The 22,568-nt window shown below is 55.0% G+C and carries 17 protein-coding genes and 1 tRNA gene; 10 read left to right on the top strand and 8 right to left on the bottom strand.

Annotated features, from left to right (window positions below; translation table 11 throughout):
• Positions 1-100: 100 nt before the first annotated feature.
• Positions 101-1,369 carry a tyrosine-type recombinase/integrase gene (locus MWH02_RS11535; protein WP_271460668.1) on the bottom strand — a complete coding sequence of 423 codons (1,269 nt, stop codon included), beginning with the start codon at positions 1,367-1,369 and terminating at the stop codon, positions 101-103.
• A gap of 164 nt (positions 1,370-1,533) precedes the next feature.
• Positions 1,534-1,618, bottom strand: a tRNA-Leu gene (locus tag MWH02_RS11530).
• A 273-nt stretch (positions 1,619-1,891) separates the two neighbouring features.
• On the opposite strand from MWH02_RS11530, the gene MWH02_RS11525 reads away from it, so the two are divergent.
• The gene (locus MWH02_RS11525; RefSeq protein ID WP_101762213.1) at positions 1,892-2,401 is read left to right on the top strand and encodes a YjjA family protein; all 510 of its coding nucleotides are present in this window, start codon (positions 1,892-1,894) and stop codon (positions 2,399-2,401) included.
• 45 nt (positions 2,402-2,446) lie between these two features.
• Here the strand turns inward: MWH02_RS11525 and pdxR are convergent, their stop codons facing one another.
• Positions 2,447-3,823 (bottom strand): MocR-like pyridoxine biosynthesis transcription factor PdxR, encoded by a 1,377-nt coding sequence (pdxR, locus tag MWH02_RS11520; protein WP_271460667.1) that lies wholly within the window; start codon positions 3,821-3,823, stop codon positions 2,447-2,449.
• 110 nt (positions 3,824-3,933) lie between these two features.
• Between pdxR and MWH02_RS11515 the strand changes: the two genes are divergently transcribed.
• From MWH02_RS11515 to MWH02_RS11505, 3 genes are all read left to right on the top strand, one after another.
• Positions 3,934-4,413 (top strand): carboxymuconolactone decarboxylase family protein, encoded by a 480-nt coding sequence (locus MWH02_RS11515; protein WP_271460666.1) that lies wholly within the window; start codon positions 3,934-3,936, stop codon positions 4,411-4,413.
• Positions 4,414-4,508: 95 nt separating this feature from the next.
• A complete protein-coding gene (locus tag MWH02_RS11510) occupies positions 4,509-5,144 on the top strand; it encodes a hypothetical protein (protein ID WP_101762216.1) in 636 nt (211 codons plus the stop codon).
• A 133-nt stretch (positions 5,145-5,277) separates the two neighbouring features.
• The gene (locus MWH02_RS11505) at positions 5,278-5,955 is read left to right on the top strand and encodes a MarC family NAAT transporter (RefSeq protein ID WP_110868046.1); all 678 of its coding nucleotides are present in this window, start codon (positions 5,278-5,280) and stop codon (positions 5,953-5,955) included.
• Positions 5,956-6,044: 89 nt separating this feature from the next.
• Here the strand turns inward: MWH02_RS11505 and MWH02_RS11500 are convergent, their stop codons facing one another.
• From MWH02_RS11500 to MWH02_RS11490, 3 genes are read right to left on the bottom strand one after another with little or no spacing between them, the layout of a single operon-like run.
• Positions 6,045-7,301, bottom strand: a complete 1,257-nt coding sequence (locus MWH02_RS11500) for a c-type cytochrome (protein WP_271460665.1) — start codon at positions 7,299-7,301, stop codon at positions 6,045-6,047.
• A 4-nt stretch (positions 7,302-7,305) separates the two neighbouring features.
• On the bottom strand, positions 7,306-9,075 hold the full coding sequence (locus MWH02_RS11495; RefSeq protein ID WP_192235833.1) for a GMC family oxidoreductase: 1,770 nt from the start codon (positions 9,073-9,075) through the stop codon (positions 7,306-7,308).
• A gap of 37 nt (positions 9,076-9,112) precedes the next feature.
• Positions 9,113-9,844, bottom strand: coding sequence for a gluconate 2-dehydrogenase subunit 3 family protein (locus MWH02_RS11490; RefSeq protein WP_101762220.1), 732 nt, complete (start codon positions 9,842-9,844; stop codon positions 9,113-9,115).
• Positions 9,845-10,376: 532 nt separating this feature from the next.
• Here MWH02_RS11490 and MWH02_RS11485 point away from each other — a divergent pair.
• From MWH02_RS11485 to MWH02_RS11475, 3 genes are all read left to right on the top strand, one after another.
• Complete coding sequence (locus MWH02_RS11485; protein ID WP_271460664.1) at positions 10,377-11,945, top strand: ABC transporter substrate-binding protein; 1,569 nt, start codon at positions 10,377-10,379, stop codon at positions 11,943-11,945.
• Positions 11,946-12,186: 241 nt separating this feature from the next.
• The gene (locus MWH02_RS11480; protein ID WP_101762223.1) at positions 12,187-13,689 is read left to right on the top strand and encodes a helicase HerA-like C-terminal domain-containing protein; all 1,503 of its coding nucleotides are present in this window, start codon (positions 12,187-12,189) and stop codon (positions 13,687-13,689) included.
• Positions 13,690-13,769: 80 nt separating this feature from the next.
• Positions 13,770-15,047 carry a DUF445 domain-containing protein gene (locus MWH02_RS11475; protein WP_271460663.1) on the top strand — a complete coding sequence of 426 codons (1,278 nt, stop codon included), beginning with the start codon at positions 13,770-13,772 and terminating at the stop codon, positions 15,045-15,047.
• Between the two features lie 32 nt (positions 15,048-15,079).
• Here MWH02_RS11475 and lptG read toward each other — a convergent pair whose 3' ends face one another.
• Together lptG and lptF are read right to left on the bottom strand one after the other, a co-directional pair.
• Complete coding sequence (gene lptG / locus MWH02_RS11470; RefSeq protein ID WP_101762225.1) at positions 15,080-16,156, bottom strand: LPS export ABC transporter permease LptG; 1,077 nt, start codon at positions 16,154-16,156, stop codon at positions 15,080-15,082.
• Positions 16,156-17,256, bottom strand: a complete 1,101-nt coding sequence (lptF, locus tag MWH02_RS11465; protein WP_110868051.1) for an LPS export ABC transporter permease LptF — start codon at positions 17,254-17,256, stop codon at positions 16,156-16,158. The genes lptG and lptF overlap by 1 nt, the downstream gene beginning before the upstream one ends.
• A 269-nt stretch (positions 17,257-17,525) precedes the next feature.
• On the opposite strand from lptF, the gene pepA reads away from it, so the two are divergent.
• From pepA to MWH02_RS11450, 3 genes are all read left to right on the top strand, one after another.
• Positions 17,526-19,037 carry a leucyl aminopeptidase gene (gene pepA, locus MWH02_RS11460; RefSeq protein WP_271460662.1) on the top strand — a complete coding sequence of 504 codons (1,512 nt, stop codon included), beginning with the start codon at positions 17,526-17,528 and terminating at the stop codon, positions 19,035-19,037.
• A gap of 172 nt (positions 19,038-19,209) precedes the next feature.
• Positions 19,210-19,671, top strand: coding sequence for a DNA polymerase III subunit chi (locus tag MWH02_RS11455; RefSeq protein WP_110868052.1), 462 nt, complete (start codon positions 19,210-19,212; stop codon positions 19,669-19,671).
• Between the two features lie 2 nt (positions 19,672-19,673).
• Positions 19,674-22,529 carry a valine--tRNA ligase gene (locus tag MWH02_RS11450; protein WP_101762228.1) on the top strand — a complete coding sequence of 952 codons (2,856 nt, stop codon included), beginning with the start codon at positions 19,674-19,676 and terminating at the stop codon, positions 22,527-22,529.
• The last annotated feature ends 39 nt before the right edge of the window (positions 22,530-22,568 follow it).

Here is a 22,568-nt window from a genome sequence, read left to right as displayed (position 1 = left end):
CTTATAATAATCAAGATAAGAGAGTAATTGACATTAAAACACAGTAAAGTCACATAAAATAGGACGTTACTTATAATAAGGGAATTATTATAAGATACAATTATTTTAAAACAGTTAGGCCTTTAGCAAATTCAAATGGCGGTGTGTAGTTCAATAACGTATCATAAAGATAATCAGCCCACCATTGCACCATCAATTTACGTTCATCTAAATGCTGAGAAGTATGAATATATGCAGCTCGAACGCTATTTCGCTCAGAATGACTCATCTGTCGCTCAATAGCGTCTTCAGTCCACAACCCTGACTCCCCTAATGCCCCCCTAGCCATCGTTCTAAAACCATGCCCGCAAACTTCACTTTTTGTATCATATCCCATTGCACGCAATGCGTTATTAACTGTGTTTTCACTCATCACTTTTTTGGGATCATGGTCACCAGGAAATAATCGTGGATTATCACCGCTAATTTGCTTTAACTCGTCGAGTAAAACCAGTGCCTGACGGCTTAAAGGAACAATATGTTCCTCTTTCATCTTCATGCCACGATGTGAGTAACGAACGCCCTTAATCTCTTCACGCTTCGCAGGAATTCGCCAGCAAGCTTTATCGAAATCAAATTCATCCCACCGTGCAAAACGAAGCTCGCTGGAGCGCACAAAGGTGAGCAAGGAAAGCTCAACAGCGATGCGAGTAATTGCACGCCCGCGATAAGCCTTCAGCCGCTCTAGAAACTCAGGGAAGCGACTAAATGGTAAAGCAGGATAGTGACGTGCTTTAGTTGTAGAGAGAGCTCCTGCCATATCCATGGCCGGATTAGATTCGATGTAATCATTCTGGACGGCATAGCGCATGATTGCCGTTACCCGCTGCTGCAGGCGTTGTGCTACGTCGTGTTTGCCAGCGGCATCTATTTTCTTGATCGGGGCTAAAAGGTGGCTGGTTTTGAGCTGACGAATATCAGCAGTTCCGATATGGGGAAAGATGTAGAGTTCAAGATAGCGCATAACGCGTGAACGATGATCATCACTCCAGCGTTTGTTACTGGTGTGCCATTCGCGAGCGACAGTTTCGAAGGAGTAGGCACCGGACATTACTGCCTGCGCTTCTTTCTGCTCAGCCTTAGGATCAATTCCCTGCCCTAACAGCTTTTTAGCGTCGTCGCGCTTTGCTCTTGCTTCAGCTAGTTTGACCGCAGGCCAGACGCCAAAAGCCAGGCGATCTTCTTTTTTGTCAACGGGACGGCGATATTTCATGCGCCAGTATTTGGCGCCTTTAGGCGTGATCTCGAGATACAGCCCGCCGCCATCGGCCATTTTATAGGTTTTGTCTTTGGGCTTGGCGGTTTCGACTTGGCGGGCGGTGAGCTTCATTTTGGGGGCACATTTTCAATCGAAGAGTAAGTGCCCCTTATTATGCCCCCACCGATCCCCGGATTGCAACGGATGCGCTCGGATGAATTCGGACCAAAAAAAAAGCCTTTCGGCTTTAATTTTAGTAACTTGCGGACTGTTACGGAAGTTCTCGTATCTTTAAATGGTGCCGAAGGCCGGACTCGAACCGGCACGTATCTCTACGGTTGATTTTGAATCAACTGCGTCTACCGATTTCGCCACTTCGGCACTGAAGAGGATGCGGAAAACGTTGGGGATTATACCGTTACGAACAGCGTGCGCAACCGGAATCGTTAGGGATGTGCGCTAAGCGTTGAAAAAAACAGCATTTCGCGGATAACTGCTTGTTATACCGTCGATCCCGCCAACCGACGTTCAAAAATTAAAACCCAGAACGGTCCCAATTTTCCCCAATCAGCCCGGTTAACTGGAACTTTCCGAATTCAAACCTCTCTTAACCAAAACTGACGCAGTCAGAACATAAAAGACAACGAGGTTGAGATGAAAGTACAACGCATGATTTGGGGATGGGGCATCGCGGCAGCCATGGTTGCGGGGAGCGCATCGGCAGCAAGCTGGCAGGATCAGCTGAGCAGCGCGGCATCGCAGCTGTCACAGCAAAACAACAGCACCAGCAACACCAGCACCACGCAGAACGGCGGCATGTCGCTCTCATCGCTTACCGGCCTGCTCAACGGCGGCGATAAAGCGGTGAGTTCCAACAGCATGACCAACGCTGCAGGCGTGATGTCCTACTGCGTGCAGCACAACGTGGTGGATAACAACGTGAAGTCGGTAAAAGATCAGGTGCTGAGCAAACTCGGCCTGAACAGCACCACCGCGCAAGAGCAGAAAACCGATTACCAGCAGGGTTTGCAAGGCTTGCTTAACACCGGCAACGGTCAGCAACTGAATTTGCAAAGCCTGAGCAACTCGCCGATGGGTGAGAAGCTGAAAACCAAAGCCTGCGATGTGGTTCTGAAGCAAGGCAAAAAATATATCGGCATGTAAGGACGCGCCGATATCAAGGCGCGAGCTGTCCCTCGCGCCTTTTCTTTAGTCCAGTAACGCTCGCGTCTCCAGCACCGTTCTCTGCAACAACTCCCGCGCCTGGTCCAGCGACCGAATGTTGGTATAGCCAATCACCAGGCCATAGCGTTTCTGCGTCTGCATATACCAGCCGGAGAGCGGCAATACGCGCAGCTGATGCCGCTGCCAAATCTCCGCCAGCGCTGTGTCCTGCGTGCCATGCGGCAGGAAGGCGACAATGTGCATGCCGCCATCCGTCAGTTCAAAATCAAACACATCCGGGAAACATGCCTGCAAGGCATCCAGCATCATGCGGCGTCGCTGCTGATAAAGCGTGCGCATCTTTTTGATGTGGCGATAGAAATGCCCTTCGCTGAGGAACTGCGCCAGAATCTTTTGCGGCAGCAGCGACATACCGGTTTCAAGGATTTCCCCCCACTCGCTGAAGCGCGCGATGGTCTCTTTCGGCATCACCAGATAACCCACGCGCATCGCCGGCATCATGGTTTTGCTGAAGGTGCCGGTGTAAATCACCCGATCGTGCACATCCAGGCTTTTCAGCGCCGGAATCACTTTGCGCGTGTAGTGAAACTCGCCGTCGTAATCATCTTCAATAATCCAGCTGTCATTGTACTGTGCCCACTCCAGCAGTTGATGTTTGCGCGGCAGCGATAAGGTTACCGCCAGCGGGCTGTGATGCGTAGGCGTGACGATGGCGAAACGCGCATCGGCGTGATAGCGCAGCAGATAATCCACATCCATGCCTTGCCGATCGACCGGCACGTAATGCAGATTCGGCGCGATGCGCTTCAGCAGTTTTTGCCCGAAGAAATAGCCGGGATCTTCAAACAACACCTTGTCGCCAGGCTGCGCCAGCACCGCCAGAATGAGTCGCAGGTTGGCGCGATAGCCGCTGGTGATGAAAATCTGTTCCGGCTGGCAGTTAAGTCCACGCGAAATATTCAGGTAGCTGGCGATGGCTTCCCGCAGCGGCTGATAACCCATGACCGGCGGCAAAATCATCTCATCGGCGCGCAGGCTGCGCGCCGCTTTGCCGGAAATCAGCAGCCATTTTTTGTGCGGAAACGCATCCAGCGCCGGGATGCCAAGCCGCAGCTCGCCTTTGCTCTCACGCTGGATTAACGCGCTCACTGGCGGCGCAGGCACTGCCGTTTTGCCGGTTGTTTCCGGCAAAATCAGTTCAGGATTAACGCGCGTGCCCTTCGCGCCCTGACTGACAAAATAGCCTTCGCCGATCAGGATTTCATAAGCGGCTTCCACCGTTTTTCGCGCCACTTGCAACTCACTCGCCAGCGTACGGATCGCCGGTACGCGGTCGCCCGGCTTCAGCTGCCCTGCAAGAATCTGCTGGCGATATCGCGCATAAATCTCTTTATAACCCACGCCATGCCCTACCTGTTTTCACGTTTTTTGACCCTTTTCACTCAGACATGGAAGTTTAAGATGCCCGCATCACCTTCGCATTGAAAAACGACTGACCTGAGGATAAAAACATGACTGCACGCGTTAACCACTTTAAAACCGTACCGACACTGGTCAAAGCCATGTCCGATCTCTCCATTAACGTTAGTAATGTTTCATTAGAAACCTCACTGAAGCATCTGGTCGATCTGCGCGCCTCGCAGCTCAATCAATGCGCGTTCTGCGTCGACATGCATGTGAAAGAGGCCAAACTGCACGGCGAGCGCGAGCTGCGTCTGCATCATGTGGCGATCTGGCGCGAATCCCCGCTGTTCACCGCCAAAGAGAAAGCGGCGCTGGCGCTGACCGAAGCGCTGACGCGTCTGGGCGATCACGGCATCGACGAAGCGCTGTATAGCGAGGTGCGCGCGCACTTCTCCGAAGTGGAGACCAGTGAGCTGACGTTCTGTATCGCGGTGATCAATACCTGGAATCGCCTGATGGTGCTGTCGCAGATGACGCCGGGCGCACTGGACAGCGCTTATGGGTTGGATCGTGCTGATTTACGTTAATTTTTACCGCCAGTCGCTCATGCTGCTGGCGGCACCATGTTCATCTGCGCTGCCTGAGGCTATAGTGAGATTTTGCACCACACAGGACAGCGCACATGAAAGGCATCAACATTGCGATTTACTTCGATCCCGACCAGATTCACATCTGCGTTCACCAGCAGGATGACAGCTATCTTAGCCAACACTTTATTTACGACGACAGCGTAATTGAAGAGATCTATCAGTGGCTGGAGCAGTTCACGCCTAATCGCACCCACATTTGCCTGATTGAGCACGATACCGCCGATATCCTCGCCGATGAGTTGGTGGATAACGGTTATCACGTCCATCAGGTGACGCAGCACGATCTCTTGACCTGGTTCGCCAACGAACCGCCTGCCGAACCCGATGGTTCACCGGTGCGCGCGCTGCTGCGTTATCTGGAGAACGAGCAGCCATCCGAATACCAGTCACGCACGCCGCAGATTGAAGCGTTGATGGATCTGCTGGATGAGCTGGACGATCTCGAAGGTGTGGATGAAGTTGAAGATGAAGACAATCTGCCGGATGACGTGCTGCGCCTGATGAAGCAGAAGAAGATCAGTGCGCAAGACGCCGCCCAACGCCTGCTGCCGGATGTGAATGAGCGCATTCGCGAGCATTTAATCAATTATCCCGAACTGATGACGCCTGAGCTGCTGCAGGATTTCTTCCCTGAGCTGATCGAGGCGCTGGATACGCCGAAGCACTAATCAATGAACGCACACACCGTAGCGGCGCGATTTATCGCGCGGTTTTGACCGACTCTCCATCCTCTTAACGCGCAATAAATTGCGCCGTTACGAGCCGTGCGATTATCGAATAATTTTTCAAATGGGACATTTCATGCTGGAGTTGTTTAAAGCCATCGGGCTGGGATTGGTGGTGATTTTGCCGCTCGCCAATCCGCTGACCACGGTGGCGCTGTTTCTCGGCCTGGCCGGAGAGATGAATTTCCAGGAGCGTAATCGCCAGGCGATGCAGGCCTCGATCTACGTGTTCCTGATCATGATGGTGGCGTGGTATGCCGGCAGCGCGGTGTTGCACACCTTTGGCATCTCCATTCCCGGCCTGCGCATGGCGGGCGGATTGATTGTGGCGTTTATCGGTTTTCGCATGCTATTTCCGGCGAAACCGGTCGGGCATTCGGTCGAAGCCGAGCACAAGCAGGATGAACTGGACGCGACCGACAGCAACCGTGAAACCGTCAACATCGCATTTGTGCCACTGGCGATGCCGAGCACCGCGGGACCGGGCACCATTGCGATGATCATCAGTTCCGCGTCGACGGTTAAATCGGGCGTAGATTTCCCGGCATGGGTGGTTGCCGTCGCCCCGGTGCTGACGTTTTTGGCCGTGTCGGTGATTTTGTGGATTTCGCTGCGCAGTTCGGGCGCCATCATGAAGCTGGTTGGTAAAGGTGGCATCGAAGCGATTTCACGTCTGATGGGCTTTTTGCTGGTGTGTATGGGCGTGCAGTTCGTGATTAATGGCGTGTTAGAAGTGATTCACAATTATCATTGAGACCACGTTGAAGACGCGCAATGAATTGCGCCGCTACGGTATTTGCGCCTATCCGTAGCGGCGCGATTTATCACGCAGTTTTAAGCGATTTACTCACCTTTCAACGTTTTACGCACTTCTGCTACCTGATCTTTCGTCACCGCTGGCGCATTGTTGCTCCAGCCCTGACGAATGAAGGTCGCCAGTTTAGCCACTTGATCATCATCCAGACGCTTAGCAAAACCCGGCATCGCCAGCGTTGATGGCGCTTTCTCGGTGGATGGCTGCTGCGCACCGGCCAGAATGGTGTGGATCAAACCACCTGGATCCTTGGCATTGACGATGGTCGCCTGATCCAGCTCCGGGAAGATCCCCGGCGCACCTTTACCGGTGACAAAGTGGCAGGCGCCGCAGTTGTCGATATACAGACGCTCACCTTCCGACAAGCCTTTCGCAGCGGTCAGTTTCGCTTCGGTTGCCTGCTGCTTCTGCACGTTGTACGCCTGCAGCGGCGGATTACCACCAAGGAACTTCAGGTAAGCCGCGATCGCTTTCAGGTCGGCATCTGTCATGTGCGAGCTGGAGTGCTCAATCACTGACTTCATCTCACCGCCCACTGCGGCCTTATCGTTACGACCGGTTTGCAGGTAATCAACGATCTCCTGCTCGCTCCAGCGCGGCAGACCGCGCAGTGACGGCACATCCCAGTTGTTCAGGCTGCCACCGGCAAGGAACTGATCGTCGCCGCTATCCAGCGCTTTCTCGTTCATGCCGAGGCCGCGTGGCGTATGGCAGCTGCCGCAGTGACCCAGGCTTTCCACGATGTAAGCACCGCGATTAACCTCTTCTGACGCGCCGCCAATCGGCTGGAATGGCTTGTCAGAGGTGAACGCCCAGTTCCAGAAGCGCATGCCCCAGCGCTGGCTGAACGGAAAGCTCAGATCGGTTTCCGGCGGCTGCTCGCTGCTCGGCTTCACGCCTTTCATGAAATAGACGTAAAGCGCGTGCATATCGGCGTCGGAGATTTTGGCGTAATCCGGGTACGGCATCGCCGGATAGAGACGCGACCCATCCGGCAATACGCCTTTGCGCACCGCGTCGGAGAACTGCTGCTCGCTGTAGTTGCCGATGCCGTGCTCTTTGTCCGGCGTGATGTTGGTGGAGTAAATGGTGCCGAGATTCGACTCAATCGCCAAACCACCAGCGTAATCCCCTTTACCGGAAACGGTATGGCACGCCATACAGTCGCCGAGACGCGACAGGTATTCACCCTGCTTGATCAATTGAGCTTCATCTTCCGCGTGTGCCTGCAGTGCAAAGCTGCCCAGCAGCACGGCGTTGGCGATTAACAATGATTTTAATTTCATGCGCTTATGCCTGTACCAGTGGACCGGGATTTTTCAGATAATGTTCTTTAATGGCTTGTGCCGCCATCAAGGTGATCGCGCCGATGGTATCGGTCGGGTTCGCCTGGAAGTTTTGCGGGAAGGCGTTGCCGCCCGGTACAAACACGTTATGAACGTCCCAGCTCTGCAGGTACTTGTTCAGTGCAGAAGTTTTCGGGTTATCGCCCATCACCGCGCCGCCCACGTTGTGGGTCGAAACGTATTTGGTGAGGTCAAAGTCCGCGCCCATTGGCAGGAAGCTCATGCTCATGCTGTCTGGGTTCAGCTCTTTGGCGATGTTGCCGACGATGCCTTTCAGGTGCTGTTGCAGCTTCAGTTCGTTCTCTTTCCAGTTGAACGTCATGCGCAGCAACGGCTGACCGCGATGGTCGGTGTAATTCGGATCCAGATCCAGATAGATATCGCGATACGACTGGCAGGTAGTGGTGATGCTGATCTTCATGGAGTGGTTGTACCACTCCTCCAGACCTTCTTTGTAACCCATGCCCCACGATGGCGTGCCTTTCGGCAGCGCAGCAGCCATTGGCGTGCCGGTGGCTTGCGAGCTGTGGATCTTGGCGCCGCCGAGGAAACCGAGGCCCGGACCATCGAAGTTGCCTGGTGAGATGTCGTTGAACATCTGGCCGGTGGCGCCGGCGGTGGCGTAAGAGTTGAAGTTTTTGTCTTTGAAGAACAGGGTTGCGCCGCCGTTCGACAGGAACGCGTAGTTACGCCCCACCACACCCTCTTCGGTGATTGGGTTATACGGCTTGCCGATACCGGAGAGCAGCATCAGGCGTACGTTATAGAGCTGGAAGCTGGACAGCACCACGATCTTCGCCGGCTGGAATACTTCGTTGCCGTCCACATCGTAGTAAATCACGCCCTTGGCAGTTTTCTGGTCGTCATGCAGTACCACTTTCACCACTTCCGCATGCACTTCGTATGAGAAGTTCGGCATACGTTTCAACGCATCCATCACCGCCGTTTGTGGTGAGGCTTTTGAGTAGTTGAGGCACGGATATTTCGAGCAGTAGCCGCAGTAGTTACACGGCGCGATCTGGTTGCCGTACGGGTTTTTCCACGCGCGTGATACGCACGCAGATGGGTTCGGGAACGGATGATAGCCGAGTTTGGTGGCCGCCTCTTTGAACATCACGTTGTTCAGCGTATCTTCCAGTGCAGGCAACGGATAAGGTTCAGAACGCGGACCTTCAAACGGATCGCCGCCAGGCAGAATCTGGCCGCGCAGGTTGCCGGTGGTGCCGGATTGACCGCAGATCAGCTCAAACTTGTAGTAATACGGCTCGATCTCTTCCCAAGTGAACGGGAAGTCCATCACGCGCATATCTTCCTGCAGGATGCCCGGCTTGTAGGCCTCATCGACGTAGGTTTTCAGCTTCAGGTCGGTTGGGGTTGGACGAATCAGCACCGCCGTCCAGTGCATGCCCGCGCCGCCCACGCCGGTTCCCGGCGCAAACGCGCCCCATTTACGGGTCGGCAACGCCGTCTGGCTGCTGTTGTAACGCACCGTGACCGCCACTTCTTTTGGCGTAGCGAACACTTTGTTACGCACGTTGTAGGCGTATTCATCAGCCGGTTTCGGATAAGCGAAATCCGGGTAATCACGCTCGCCGCCACGCTCCAATGCGCGCACTTCGAGTCCCGCCATCGCCAGTTCAATACTCATCAACGAGCCGGCCCAGCCGAGGCCGCAAACGACGACATCGACTTCTTTCTTTGTAATCTGTGCCATGTTAATCCTGTCTCACATACCAAAACGGGGGGTGTGCTTACGCGCTTTCACCCAGGAGGCTGACCGGTCCCAGCGGGTACGGCACGTTGTGCTGCTTCACCCATTCGGTAAAGCTGGCGCGTGCGCCCGGGAAGCCGATGGCAATCCAGGCTTTCATGCCTTTGTTGCCGCCGTACATCGGGTCAGCGAGGTAGCCGTGTTTGGTATCTGCAAGCAGCTGGCCGAAGAACTGCGAGGCCTTCAGGTTCTCTTCGCCCAGGGCGGCGAAGTCAATGCCGTCGTTTTTGTTCACTTTGGTCAGCACCGCATCTTTCTCTTCCAGTGACAGCTCATGGAACGGTTTCTGGAAGTTGCTTTGCGTCCACTGATTCACCAGCTTGATACCGGTTTGGTACATCTGCTGTGGCGTGAACGGGATTTGATAACCCATGGTGGCAGGCGCATGCACGTTGAACGGACCCTGCATGTAAATCTCTGCCCCGAACTCCGGGCTGTGCAGTTGCTGATCGATAAAGATCGGCACGTTGGTTTCCAGTGCACCTGGCGCTTTACCTTTGCCGCCGGCTGGAATCAGGCGATCGGTTGCGGCCAGGATAAATTGCCACTCATCGGCACTGAAAAAGATCGGTTTATAGTCGGCGAGCTCGGGTGCTGCCATTTCCGCAGCTTGCGCCGCAGTCAATCCCTTAAATACCAGGTCACTTAATGGCAAAGCCAACAGCGACCCAAGTAAAAACTTACGTCTGGTGGTCGGTTTATTTAGAAGCATGGCGCGACGACTCTCACTTGCTAAGAAAGATAATTATTTTTGTTAATAGCTTTATAAATCGGTAAATAACCTGGCAATCTTAGGGATATAGGTATTTCAGAATGTAAAAATTCAATTAAGGATGTGTTTTGATGAAATTCAGTCATCATGTTGAATTTAGGTTAAGGCTTGGTAAAAGGCTTTCGAGGCGAAAAAACAGGGTTTAACCGTACATTTGATGGGAAAGTGGCACGAATCAGTGGGCATTTGACCAGGAATTATCGCGCAAAGAAATAATCGCAGAAATGAATCAATGAAAAAAAATCATACTTCCATACCAGAGAATTATTCTCATTTATAACATCTTATTTACTTTATTGACCAGCAGATGAACGATCTATTTAGCGGAAATGACAAGTCGCGCACAAAATAAACGCAATAATTCCCCCTGGTAATCAATTGTAATATTCCGGCACAGCTCAGAACAAACCGGCATTTTGCCAAAGCGACGGCAGAGATAGAGTGAATTTATCTATCACTCAGGACAATAACAATGCGCTCACTGATTTTGCTCGTCGCTTTATGGGGCAGCAGTTTTGCACTGCACGCCGCCACACCGAAAGATACCCTTGTCGTCGCCGTCCCGCTCGACGGCATTATTAGCTTCGATCCCGCTGAAAGCTTCGAAACCGTCAGTAACAGCGTGCAGCGCAACATCTACCAAACATTAGTGGAGGCAGATCGTCATGATCCGCAGAAGCTGGCACCGCTGCTGGCCACCCACTGGCAACAGGGCAGCACGCCGCACAGCTTAGTGTTCAACATCAAACCCAACGCACACTTCTCCAGCGGCAATCCGGTGACGGCGCAGGATGTGATCTTCTCACTGACGCGCGCGGTGCAGCTGAACAAAGCGCCCTCTTTCATCCTCGCCGAATTTGGCTGGACCAATGAAAACATCGCCAGCCAGTTCAAAGTGCTGAATGACCATCAGTTGGAGATTCAGTGGCCAGCGCAGATTGGTCAGAATCTGGCGTTGCGCCTGCTGACCGCGCCGGTGGCCTCGGTGGTGGATAGCAAAACCGTGCAGCAACACGTCGCCAATAACGATCTCGGCAACGGCTGGCTGCATACCCATTCCGCCGGCAGCGGCGCATTTATCCTTCAGCAATATGTGCCACAGCAGGCGCTGGTGCTGAGCGCTAACCAACAAGCGAATCCGCAGCCGAAGCTGAAACGCATTCTGCTGAAAGGCGTGGCGGATGCCAGTGCGCGTCGTCTGCTGATTCAGCAAGGCGATGTTGATGTGGCGTATCAGCTTGGCCCGGATCAAATTGATGCGCTGAAGAGCGACAAGAATCTGCGCATTGAAGCCTTCCCATCGAGCCTGGTTTACTACCTCGGTTTCAATACCAAAGACAAAGCGCAACCGGCCTTGGGCAATCCGGCGCTGTGGCAAGCCGCGCGCTGGTTGGTGGACTACAACACCATCTCGAAGGATTTGCTTAAAGGTCAGTACCGCATTCATCAGAGCTTCCTGCCGCAGGGTTTTGACGGCGCGCTGGACGATCAGCCGTTCCACTACGATGTGGCGAAAGCCAAAGAGATTTTAGCCAAAGGCGGCATCAAACCGGGGACGAAGTTTGCGCTGACGGTGATCAATCAGCCGCCCTACATTGACGTGGCGCAGGCGCTGCAGGCCAGCTTCGCCCAAGCGGATGTGCAGATTGAGTTGCAGCCGGTGGCGGAATCGGAGTTGTGGAGCAAAATGCGCGGTCGCGATTTCCAGTCGATCTTCATTTACTGGGGCGCAGACTATGTCGATCCAAACACCAACGCCAGCGCCTTTGCCTATAACGTGCCGGGCGGTTCCAAAACCCTGGCGTGGCGCGTCGGCTGGGATATTCCGGATCTGAGTGCGAAAACCCGCGCAGCGGCCGGTGAAAGCGATGCGGTTAAGCGCCGTGCGCTCTATACCGATTTGCAGAAAACCGTGCAGCAGAACTCACCGTTTGTGGTGACGCTACAGGGCGCGCAGCAGGTTGCGGTGCGGAATAACGTGAATCATGTGCAGCAAGGGATTGGTGTGAGTTTGCTGTTTTTTGATACGGTGCAGAAGTAGTTTTGGATTGTGCTCGCATTCCCCCTCCTCGGTCCTCCCCCATAAATGGGGGAGGAAGATGCTGTCATATGTCAGTGCTGAGGCTGCATGTGGCAGCATCTCCTTCCCCCGTTTACGGGGGAAGGCCGGGATGGGGGACAGCAGGCACATAATTACGCCTTTTTCGGCACAATCCTCCTCCCTCCTCGCGCGCCGCTTGCTATCCTTCTGGCATAACCTATTGCCTGAGAGCGAAAAAATCATGACCACTCCGTTACTGATTGCCCAAACGCCTGACGTTCAACTGCATCTTCTCTCCAACATGGCGAACCGCCACGGTTTGATCACCGGCGCTACCGGCACCGGCAAAACCGTTACGCTGCAAAAGCTGGCGGAATCCTTCTCCGATATTGGCGTGCCGGTGTTTATGGCCGATGTGAAAGGCGATCTCACCGGCATTTCCGCCGCAGGCGAAGGATCCGAGAAGCTGCTGGCGCGTCTGGCGAAGATTGGCGTCAGCGACTGGCAGGCGCAGAAAAATCCGGTGATGGTGTGGGATATTTTTGGTCAGCAAGGCCATCCGGTGCGCGCCACGGTATCCGATCTCGGCCCGCTGCTGCTGGCGCGGCTGCTCAACCTTAACGACGTGCAATCGGGCGTGCTGCAAATCATCTTCCGCATCGCCGACGATCAGGGCTTGTTGCTGCTGGATTTCAAAGATCTGCGCGCCATGACGCAATACATCGGCGACAACGCCAAAGCCTTCCAGACGCAATACGGCAACATCAACAGCGCGTCCGTTGGGGCGATTCAGCGCGGATTACTGGCGCTGGAGCAGCAAGGTGCCGAGCACTTCTTTGGCGAGCCGATGCTGGATATCCGCGACTGGATGCGCTGCGATAGCAACGGCAAAGGCTTTATCAACATCCTCTCGGCAGAAAAGCTTTATCAAATGCCGAAACTCTACGCCACCAGCCTGCTGTGGCTGCTGGCCGAGCTGTATGAGCACTTGCCCGAAGCTGGCGATCTCGATAAGCCGAAAATGGTGTTTTTCTTCGACGAAGCGCATCTGCTGTTTACCGACGCGCCGCCGGTGCTGCTGGAGAAAGTTGAGCAGGTGATTCGCCTGATCCGTTCGAAAGGCGTTGGCGTCTATTTCGTTACGCAGAATCCCGCCGATATTCCCGATAACGTGCTGGGCCAGCTCGGCAACCGCGTGCAGCATGCGTTGCGCGCCTTTACCCCGAAAGATCAGAAAGCGGTAAAAAGTGCCGCCGAAACCATGCGCGCCAATCCGGCGTTTGATACCGTCGAGGCGATTCAGGCGCTCGGCACCGGCGAAGCGCTGATCTCCTTCCTCGATGAAAAAGGCAGTCCATCGATGGTGCAGCGGGCGATGGTGATTGCGCCCGGATCGCGCATGGGGCCGGTTACGCAGGATGAACGCAATGGCCTGATCAACAATTCGCCGCTGTACGGTAAATACGATAGCGAAGTCGATCGCGAGTCGGCGTTCGAAATGCTGCAAAAAGGCGTGCAGGCCACCACGCAGCAAGCCAATGCGCCGGAAGCCAAAGGCAACAAGGTCGCCGTTGATGACGGTATTCTCGGCGGTCTGAAGGACATTCTGTTCGGCACCACTGGCCCACGCGGCGGCAAGCGCGACGGCGTGGTGCAGAGCGTGGCGAAGAGTGCCGCGCGCCAGGTCACCAATCAGATCATTCGAGGTGTATTAGGAAGCCTTCTTGGCGGCCGCCGTCGCTAATACCCGGCATACTTCAAGCCGCAGGTGCGTTAGCTGTATGTCTTCCTGCAACTCGAATTGTTTAGGGTATTTAAGGAACTATGGATAAATTCCAACAACTTAAGCGCAGCAAACGTCTGGCGCTGTCACTGCTGCTGATTGCGGCAGCCACCTTTATTGTAACGCTGTTTTTGCCGCCCAACTTTTGGGTGCTCGGACTGAAGGCAATCGCAGAAGCGGCGATGGTCGGCGCATTAGCCGACTGGTTCGCCGTGGTGGCGCTGTTCCGGCGCGTGCCGGTGCCGTTTATCTCACGTCATACGGCAATTATTCCGCGCAATAAAGATCGCATTGGCGAGAATCTGGGTCGCTTCGTGCAGGAGAAATTCCTCGATACCGATTCGCTGCTGGCGCTAATTCGCCGCCACGATCCGTCGCAGATGCTGGCGCAGTGGCTGAACACGCCGGGCAACGCCGATCGCATTGGTCGCCATCTGTTACAGGTGATGCGCGGTTTTCTCGATCTCACCGATGACCAACGCATTCAGCGCTTTCTGCGCCGTGCGGTGCATCGCGCGCTGGATAAGGTCGATCTCACCCAATCCAGCGCGCTGCTGCTGGATAGCCTGACGAAAAATAATCGCCATCAGGAGCTGCTGGATGCGGCGGTACAACAGCTGCTGCGCTTGCTGCATAAGCCCGGTACGCGCGAGTTTATCGCCGCGCAGATTGTGCGCTGGCTCAAGCGCGAACATCCGATCAAAGCCAAAATGCTGCCCACCGAATGGCTGGGCGAACACAGCGCCGATTTGGTGGCGAATGCGGTGGATTCGATACTCGATCAGGTCGCGCTCGATCAGGGGCATGAGTTGCGCCTGGGCTTCGACCGCGCGGTGCAGCGGCTGATTGAGCGGCTGAAAAGCGATCCCGAAATGGCGGAACGTGCTGAAAACATCAAGAGCTGGCTGAAGGAAGATGAGTCGTTCAATCGCTACATTGGCGAGCTGTGGCAGGATTTACGGGGCTGGCTGAAAGACGATCTAAATAGTGAGGATTCACGGGTGCAGGAGCGCGTCAGACTGGCCGCGCTGTGGCTGGGCGAGACGCTGGCGGCTGACGAAGCGCTGCGCGCCTCGATGAATCAGCATCTGGAAGATGCCGCACGCAGCGTGGCGCCGGAGTTTGCTGCCTTCCTGACGCGCCATATTAGCGATACGGTGAAAAGCTGGGATGCGCGCGATATGTCGCAGCAAATTGAGCTGAATATCGGCCGCGACCTGCAGTTTATCCGCATTAACGGTACGCTGGTTGGCGGGACGATTGGGCTGATTTTGTATGTGTTGTCGCAGGTGCCGGGTTGGATCGAGCGTATTCAGTAAAAAGGTCGCCATGAATGGCGACCTTACAAGGCTTAGCGGCGTTTCATCAGCAGGAACAAGCTGATGGCGAAGAACGCACCGCTCGGCAGAATCGCACCCAGAATCGGCGGCAAACCGTATACCAGGCTTAGCGGGCCAAAAATCTGGTCCAACACGTAGAACAGGAAGCCAAAGCTAATCCCCGTCACCACGCGCACGCCCATTGATACGCTTCGCAGCGGACCAAAGATAAACGACAGCGCCATCAGCATCATCACCGCCACAGAGAGCGGCTGGAAGATTTTGCTCCACATATTCAGCTGGTAGCGCCCGGCAACCTGGCCGCTCTGCTTGAGGTATTTGCTGTAGTTATACAGGCCGGTGATCGAGAGCGCGTCCGGGTCCAGCGCCACTACGCCGAGCTTGTCAGGCGTCAGGTTGGTTTTCCATTCGCCGCTCAGGCTTTGCGAGCCGGTAATTTGTTTGGCATCTTGCAGATCCGATTCATCGACCTGCGACAGCGCCCAGACCTTTTTATCCGCATCCCAGGCGGCACTCGCCGCATAGCGTACGCTGAGTAAACGGCGCTGATCGCTGAACTTGTAGATGCTGACGCCATCAATCTCGTTATCACCTTTGATGCGCTCGATGTAGATGAAGTCGTTGCCGTCCTTCGCCCACAGGCCGTTTTGCGTTGAAACCAGCGAGCCGCCGTACAGCTGCTGCGCACGGTAGTTACGCGCCATCTGTTCACCTTGCGGTGCAACGAATTCGCCCACCGCCATGGTCAACAGCACCAGCGGAATCGCCGTTTTCATTACCGCCAGCGCCACCTGCATGCGGGTAAAGCCCGATGCCTGCATCACCACCAGTTCACTACGCTGCGCCAGCGTGCCCAAACCGAGCAGTGCGCCCAGTAGCGCCGCCATAGGGAAGAAGATTTCGATATCTTTCGGTACACTGAGCAACGTGTAGTAACCGGCGTCCAGCGCGGTGTAAGCGCCCTGCCCGGTTTTCCGCAGCTGATCGACGAACTTGATAATGCCCGACAGCGACACCAGCATGAACAGCGTCAGCATGATGGTGTTAAAGATAGTTTTGCCGATATAGCGGTCAAGAACCTTAAACATCAGACCGATCCTCCACGGCTAAAGCGCGCGCGGATGCGACGCATCGGCACGGTATCCCACATGTTCAGCAGCACCGCCAGCGCCAGATAGGAGAAGTTCACCACCCACATCCAGATAGCCGGATCGAAGCGGCCTTTCGCGGCGTTGGAACGCAGAGAACTTTGCAGTAAGAAGAAGATCAGATACAGCAGCATGGCAGGCAGCATCGACAGCACGCGGCCCTGACGCGGGTTCACCACGCTAAGCGGCACCACCATCAACGCCATAACCAGGACGGCAAAGATCAGCGTCAAGCGCCAGTGCAACTCCGCCTGGAACTGCGGGGTTTTGGTCTTGAGCAGCGTGCTAATATCCGCCTGATCGGCATCGTTCGGATCGAGCGTGGCTTCTTTGTAGCCTATTACCGCCTGATAGTTGACGAAGTCCGTGATGCGGAAGTCACGCAGCAAGGCGGTGCCTTCAAAACGCGTGCCTTTATCCAGCGTCACCACCTGCGAGCCATCTTTGTGTTGCTCCATGTGGCCGCTATCAGCCAGCACCACCGAGGGACGCGCGTTGCCTTTGGGACGCAGCTGCGCCAGGAACACGTTGCCGAAGGTATTGCCCTTCACATCTTCAACAAACAGCACCGCATTGCCGTCGCTGGAGGTCTGGAACTGCCCAGCCGCCAGCGCCGCCGCGCCTGGGTTTGATTTGGCGTTTTGCGTCACTTCCTGCTGATAACGTGATGACCATGGCCCTAACCAAATGACGTTGACCGCCGCCACAAGCGAGGTGAAAAGCATCAGGATCATCGCGGCTTTAATCAGCACACTTTTGCCCAGGCCGCAGGCATGCATCACCGTGATTTCACTTTCGGTGTACAGCCGCCCAAGGGTCATTAAAATCGCCAGAAATAGGCTTAGGGGCAGGATAAGTTGTGCCATTTCAGGCACGCCGAGTCCTAACAATGTCAGAACTAAGTTTGTTGGAATTTCGCCATCCACCGCAGCTCCCAAAATCCGCACTAACTTCTGACAAAAGAAGATCAGCAGCAGGATGAAGAGGATAGCCAGCTGGCTTTTGAGCGTTTCCCGAACCAGATATCTAATGATGATCACGCTTAGTACGCCTGTGATAACTTGTCTTTTTGCAGGAAAATCGCTAGTTTCAACGCTTATCAGCCATTTTTCTTCATCAATGGCCGTCATCGTAGCTAAAATAGTATGACGAACGCGTTAGTGTGGTGAAAAAACAACATACTTGTCACCACCACTCATTATGACTACCGGCGTTGAATTGTCATGGCGTCGCAACGAATTAATGAGTTACGAGCGCGCTACATTCTAACGACAGCCAAGGCCGTTGTCTTTAAGATTCAGGAGAGTGCATGGAGTTCAGTGTAAAAAGCGGTAGCCCGGAAAAACAGCGTAGCGCCTGCATTGTTGTTGGCGTTTTCGAACCGCGCCGTTTGTCACCCATTGCTGAGCAGCTGGATAAAATCAGCGATGGCTACATCAGCGCCCTGCTGCGCCGCGGTGAACTGGAAGGAAAAGTGGGCCAAACGCTGCTGCTGCACCATGTGCCGAATATCCTCTCCGAACGCATCCTGCTGATCGGCTGCGGTAAAGAGCGCGAGCTTGATGAGCGCCAGTATAAGCAGGTCATTCAGAAGACAATCAATACTTTGAACGACACCGGCTCAATGGAAGCGGTGTGCTTCCTGACTGAACTGCACGTCAAAGGTCGCAATACTTACTGGAAAGTGCGCCAGGCGGTCGAAACCTCTAAAGAAGCGCTCTACAACTTTGATCAGCTGAAAAGCAACAAAGTCGAGCCGCGCCGTCCGCTGCGTAAGCTCGTGTTCAACGTGCCGACCCGCCGTGAACTTACCAGCGGCGAGCGTGCCATTCAGCACGGTTTGGCCGTAGCTGCCGGTGTGAAAGCCGCCAAAGATCTCAGCAATATGCCGCCAAATATTTGTAACGCCGCGTATCTGGCGTCGCAGGCGCGTCAGCTGGCGGATGCGTACAGCAAAAATGTCACCACCCGCGTCATCGGCGAACAGCAGATGAAAGAGTTGGGGATGAACGCCTATCTGGCGGTTGGCGCAGGTTCGCACAACGAATCGCTGATGTCGGTGATTGAGTACAAAGGCAATCACGATCCGGAAGCGCGCCCCATCGTGCTGGTCGGCAAAGGCTTAACCTTTGATTCCGGCGGTATCTCGATCAAACCCGCCGATTCCATGGATGAGATGAAGTACGACATGTGCGGTGCGGCGTCCGTTTACGGCGTGATGCGCATGGTGGCGGAACTGAATTTACCGCTGAACGTGGTGGGCGTGCTGGTGGGCTGTGAAAACATGCCTGATGGCAAATCGATGCGTCCGGGCGACGTGCTGACCACTATGTCAGGTCAAACCGTTGAAGTGCTGAATACCGATGCCGAAGGCCGTCTGGTGCTGTGCGATGCGCTGACCTACGTTGAACGCTTCGAGCCAGAAGTGGTGATTGACGTGGCCACACTGACCGGCGCCTGCGTGATTGCGCTGGGTCATCACGTTAGCGGTTTGATGTCGAACCATAATCCGCTGGCACACGAGCTGATCAGCGCATCTGAGCAGTCCGGCGACCGCGCCTGGCGTCTGCCGATGGCGGATGAGTATCAGGAGCAGCTGGAATCCAACTTTGCTGATATGGCGAACGTTGGCGGCCGTCCTGGCGGTGCGATTACCGCCGCCTGCTTCCTCGCGCGCTTTGCGCGTAAGTTTAATTGGGCGCACCTGGATATCGCCGGTACCGCATGGCGTTCCGGTAAAGCCAAAGGCGCAACCGGCCGTCCGGTACCGCTGCTGTCGCAGTTCCTGCTGAATCGCGCAGGGTTGAACGGCGACGATTGATTTGGTAATGGCTGTCCCCCATCCCGGCCTTCCCCCACAAGTGGGGGAAGGAGACGCTGCTACATGCGAATTCACAACTAACATAGGGCAGCATCTTCCTCCCCCACTTGTGGGGGAGGACCGAGGTGGGGGACAGCAAGCACCCAGCTCCCCCTCTCATCCAAAGGATCCCATGAAAAACGCCACTTTCTATGTGATGGAGTCTGAGAGCGCCGGCGATGGTCTAACCGCCATCGAAGCGTTGGTGTGCTCTCTTGCCGAAACACGCTGGCGTGACGGCAAACGCATCCTGATTGCCTGTGAAAACGAAGAACAAGCCAATCGGCTGGATGAAGCGCTCTGGCAACTTCCGGCTAACGCCTTTGTGCCGCACAACCTGGCTGGAGAAGGCCCGCGCTACGGCGCTCCGGTTGAGCTGGCCTGGCCACAGCGTCGCGGCAGTTCACCGCGCGATCTGCTGATCAGCCTTCTGCCACAGTTCGCAGATTTTGCTACTGGTTTCCATGAAGTGATAGACTTCGTTCCTTATGAAGAATCTCTAAAACAACTGGCGCGCGATCGCTACAAAGCCTATCGCAGCGTTGGTTTCCAATTGAATACGGCGACGCCACCCTCGCCGCAAACGACAGTGTAGAAATGGAAAAGACATATAACCCGCAAGATATCGAGCAGCCGCTCTACGAGCACTGGGAACAGCAGGGCTACTTTAAACCGAATGGCGATACCAGCCAGGAAAGCTTTTGCATCATGATCCCGCCGCCGAACGTCACCGGCAGCTTGCATATGGGTCACGCTTTCCAGCAGACCATCATGGATACCATGATTCGCTACCAGCGCATGCAGGGTAAAAATACCTTGTGGCAGGCCGGTACCGATCACGCCGGTATCGCCACGCAGATGGTGGTAGAACGCAAAATCGCCGCTGAAGAGGGCAAAACGCGCCAGGATTATGGCCGCGATGCATTCATCGACAAAATCTGGCAGTGGAAAGCGGAATCCGGCGGCACCATTACTCGCCAGATGCGTCGTCTCGGCAACTCGGTTGACTGGGAGCGCGAGCGCTTCACCATGGACGAAGGTCTGTCCAACGCCGTGCGCGAAGTGTTTGTCCGCCTGTACAAAGAGAACCTGATTTACCGTGGCAAACGCCTGGTAAACTGGGATCCAAAACTGCGTACCGCAATCTCCGATCTGGAAGTGGAAAACCGCGAGAGCAAAGGCTCGATGTGGCACATCCGCTATCCGCTGGCTGACGGCGTGAAAACCGCTGAAGGCAAAGATTATCTGGTGGTGGCGACCACGCGTCCGGAAACCCTGCTGGGCGATACCGGCGTCGCGGTTAACCCGGAAGATCCGCGTTATAAAGATCTGATCGGCAAAGAGCTGATCCTGCCGCTGGTGAACCGTCGTATTCCGATCGTTGGCGATGAACACGCTGATATGGAAAAAGGCACCGGCTGCGTGAAGATCACGCCTGCGCATGACTTCAACGACTACGAAGTGGGTCGTCGTCATAAGCTGCCGATGATCAACATTCTGACCTTTGATGGCGACATCCGCGAGCGCGCGGAAGTGTTCGATACCAATGGCGAAGTCAGCGACGCGTGCGCAGACGACATCCCGGCACAGTTCCAGAAAATGGAGCGTTTCGCCGCGCGTAAAGCGATGGTTGCCGCCATTGATGAGATTGGCCTGCTGGAAGAGATCAAACCGCACGACCTCACCGTGCCTTACGGCGATCGCGGCGGCGTGGTGATCGAGCCAATGCTGACCGACCAATGGTATGTGCGCACCGCACCGCTGGCGAAAGTCGCGGTTGAAGCGGTAGAAAACGGTGATATCCAGTTCGTGCCGAAGCAGTACGAAAACATGTACTTCTCATGGATGCGTGACATTCAGGATTGGTGTATTTCACGTCAGCTGTGGTGGGGACACCGCATCCCAGCATGGTACGACAACGACGGCAACGTCTATGTTGGCCGCACCGAGGACGAAGTGCGTCAGGAAAACAATCTGGCTGCCGATGTGGCGCTGCGCCAGGATGACGACGTGCTGGATACCTGGTTCTCGTCCGGTCTGTGGACCTTCTCGACGCTGGGCTGGCCGGAGAACACCGAAGCGCTGCGTACCTTCCATCCAACCAGCGTGCTGGTGAGCGGCTTCGACATCATCTTCTTCTGGATTGCGCGCATGATCATGCTGACCATGCACTTTATCAAAGATGAAAACGGCAAGCCGCAGGTGCCGTTCAAAACCGTTTATATGACCGGTTTGATCCGCGATGAAGAAGGCCAGAAGATGTCCAAGTCGAAAGGTAACGTCATCGATCCGCTGGATATGATTGACGGCATTTCGCTGGAAGATCTGCTGGAGAAACGTACCGGCAACATGATGCAGCCGCAGCTGGCTGAGAAGATCCGCAAACGTACCGAAAAGCAGTTCCCGGACGGCATCGTGCCTTCAGGTACCGATGCGCTGCGCTTCACCCTTGCCGCGCTGGCTTCTACCGGTCGTGACATCAACTGGGATATGAAGCGCCTCGAAGGCTACCGCAACTTCTGCAACAAGTTGTGGAACGCCAGCCGCTTCGTGCTGATGAATACCGAAGAGCAGGATTGCGGACAAAATGGCGGCGAAATGAAGCTGTCGCTGGCGGATCGCTGGATTCTGAGCGAATTCAACCGCAGCGTAAAAGCCTACCGTGAAGCGCTGGATAACTATCGCTTTGATATCGCGGCCAACATTCTGTACGACTTCACCTGGAACCAGTTCTGTGACTGGTATCTGGAGCTGACCAAGCCGGTGATGACCAGCGGTAGCGAAGCGGAACTGCGCGGTACGCGTAATACGCTGGTCACCGTGCTGGAAGCGCTGCTGCGTCTGGCGCACCCGATCATTCCTTACATCACCGAAACCATCTGGCAGCGTGTGAAAGGCCTGAAAAACATCGATCACGATACCATCATGCTGCAGCCGTTCCCGCAGTATGACGCGGCGAAAGAGGATGCCGAGGCGCAAGCCGATATCGAGTGGATGAAGCAGGCGATCGTCGCGGTACGTAATATCCGTGCTGAGATGAACATCGCACCAAGCAAGCCGCTCGACGTGCTGCTGCGTGACTGCTCTGCCGCCGCGCAGCGTCGCGTCGAAGAGAACCGCACCTTCCTGTCGCGTTTGGCGCGTCTGGAAAGCCTGACCATTCTGCCTGCAGGCGAGAAAGGCCCGGTTTCGGTCACCAAGATTGTTGAAGGCGCTGAGTTGCTGATTCCGATGGCGGATCTGGTCAACAAAGAAGCCGAGCTGGAGCGTCTGGCGAAAGAGCTGGTGAAACTTGATGTCGAAATTGAGAAGATCCAGACCAAGCTGGCGAACGAAGGCTTTGTCTCACGTGCGCCGGAAGCGGTTGTCGCCAAAGAGCGTGAGCGCGTGGCTGAGCTTGAGCAATCAAAAGCAAAACTGTTTGAACAGCAGGGCGTGATTGCGGCATTGTAAGCGCTTCAGTCCAACTGCTTAATCGAAGCCGGGCACTGC

Origin of the sequence: Pantoea leporis, assembly GCF_028048155.1 — a bacterium.
In the GTDB taxonomy this organism is placed as follows: Bacteria; Pseudomonadota; Gammaproteobacteria; order Enterobacterales; family Enterobacteriaceae; genus Pantoea; species Pantoea leporis.
Note: the sequence above shows the minus strand (reverse complement) of the source record. Positions and strands in the feature narration are given on the sequence as shown.

Coding starts and splice junctions, on each gene's coding strand:
- MWH02_RS11505 (WP_110868046.1), top strand. CDS start 5,278: ATGCTGGAGTTGTTTAAAGCCATCGGGCTGGGATTGGTGGTGATTTTG.
- MWH02_RS11475 (WP_271460663.1), top strand. CDS start 13,770: ATGGATAAATTCCAACAACTTAAGCGCAGCAAACGTCTGGCGCTGTCA.
- MWH02_RS11490 (WP_101762220.1), bottom strand. CDS start 9,844: ATGCTTCTAAATAAACCGACCACCAGACGTAAGTTTTTACTTGGGTCG.
- MWH02_RS11535 (WP_271460668.1), bottom strand. CDS start 1,369: ATGAAGCTCACCGCCCGCCAAGTCGAAACCGCCAAGCCCAAAGACAAA.
- MWH02_RS11510 (WP_101762216.1), top strand. CDS start 4,509: ATGAAAGGCATCAACATTGCGATTTACTTCGATCCCGACCAGATTCAC.
- MWH02_RS11495 (WP_192235833.1), bottom strand. CDS start 9,075: ATGGCACAGATTACAAAGAAAGAAGTCGATGTCGTCGTTTGCGGCCTC.
- pepA (WP_271460662.1), top strand. CDS start 17,526: ATGGAGTTCAGTGTAAAAAGCGGTAGCCCGGAAAAACAGCGTAGCGCC.
- MWH02_RS11515 (WP_271460666.1), top strand. CDS start 3,934: ATGACTGCACGCGTTAACCACTTTAAAACCGTACCGACACTGGTCAAA.
- MWH02_RS11500 (WP_271460665.1), bottom strand. CDS start 7,301: ATGAAATTAAAATCATTGTTAATCGCCAACGCCGTGCTGCTGGGCAGC.
- MWH02_RS11455 (WP_110868052.1), top strand. CDS start 19,210: ATGAAAAACGCCACTTTCTATGTGATGGAGTCTGAGAGCGCCGGCGAT.
- MWH02_RS11525 (WP_101762213.1), top strand. CDS start 1,892: ATGAAAGTACAACGCATGATTTGGGGATGGGGCATCGCGGCAGCCATG.
- MWH02_RS11485 (WP_271460664.1), top strand. CDS start 10,377: ATGCGCTCACTGATTTTGCTCGTCGCTTTATGGGGCAGCAGTTTTGCA.
- MWH02_RS11450 (WP_101762228.1), top strand. CDS start 19,674: ATGGAAAAGACATATAACCCGCAAGATATCGAGCAGCCGCTCTACGAG.
- MWH02_RS11480 (WP_101762223.1), top strand. CDS start 12,187: ATGACCACTCCGTTACTGATTGCCCAAACGCCTGACGTTCAACTGCAT.
- lptG (WP_101762225.1), bottom strand. CDS start 16,156: ATGTTTAAGGTTCTTGACCGCTATATCGGCAAAACTATCTTTAACACC.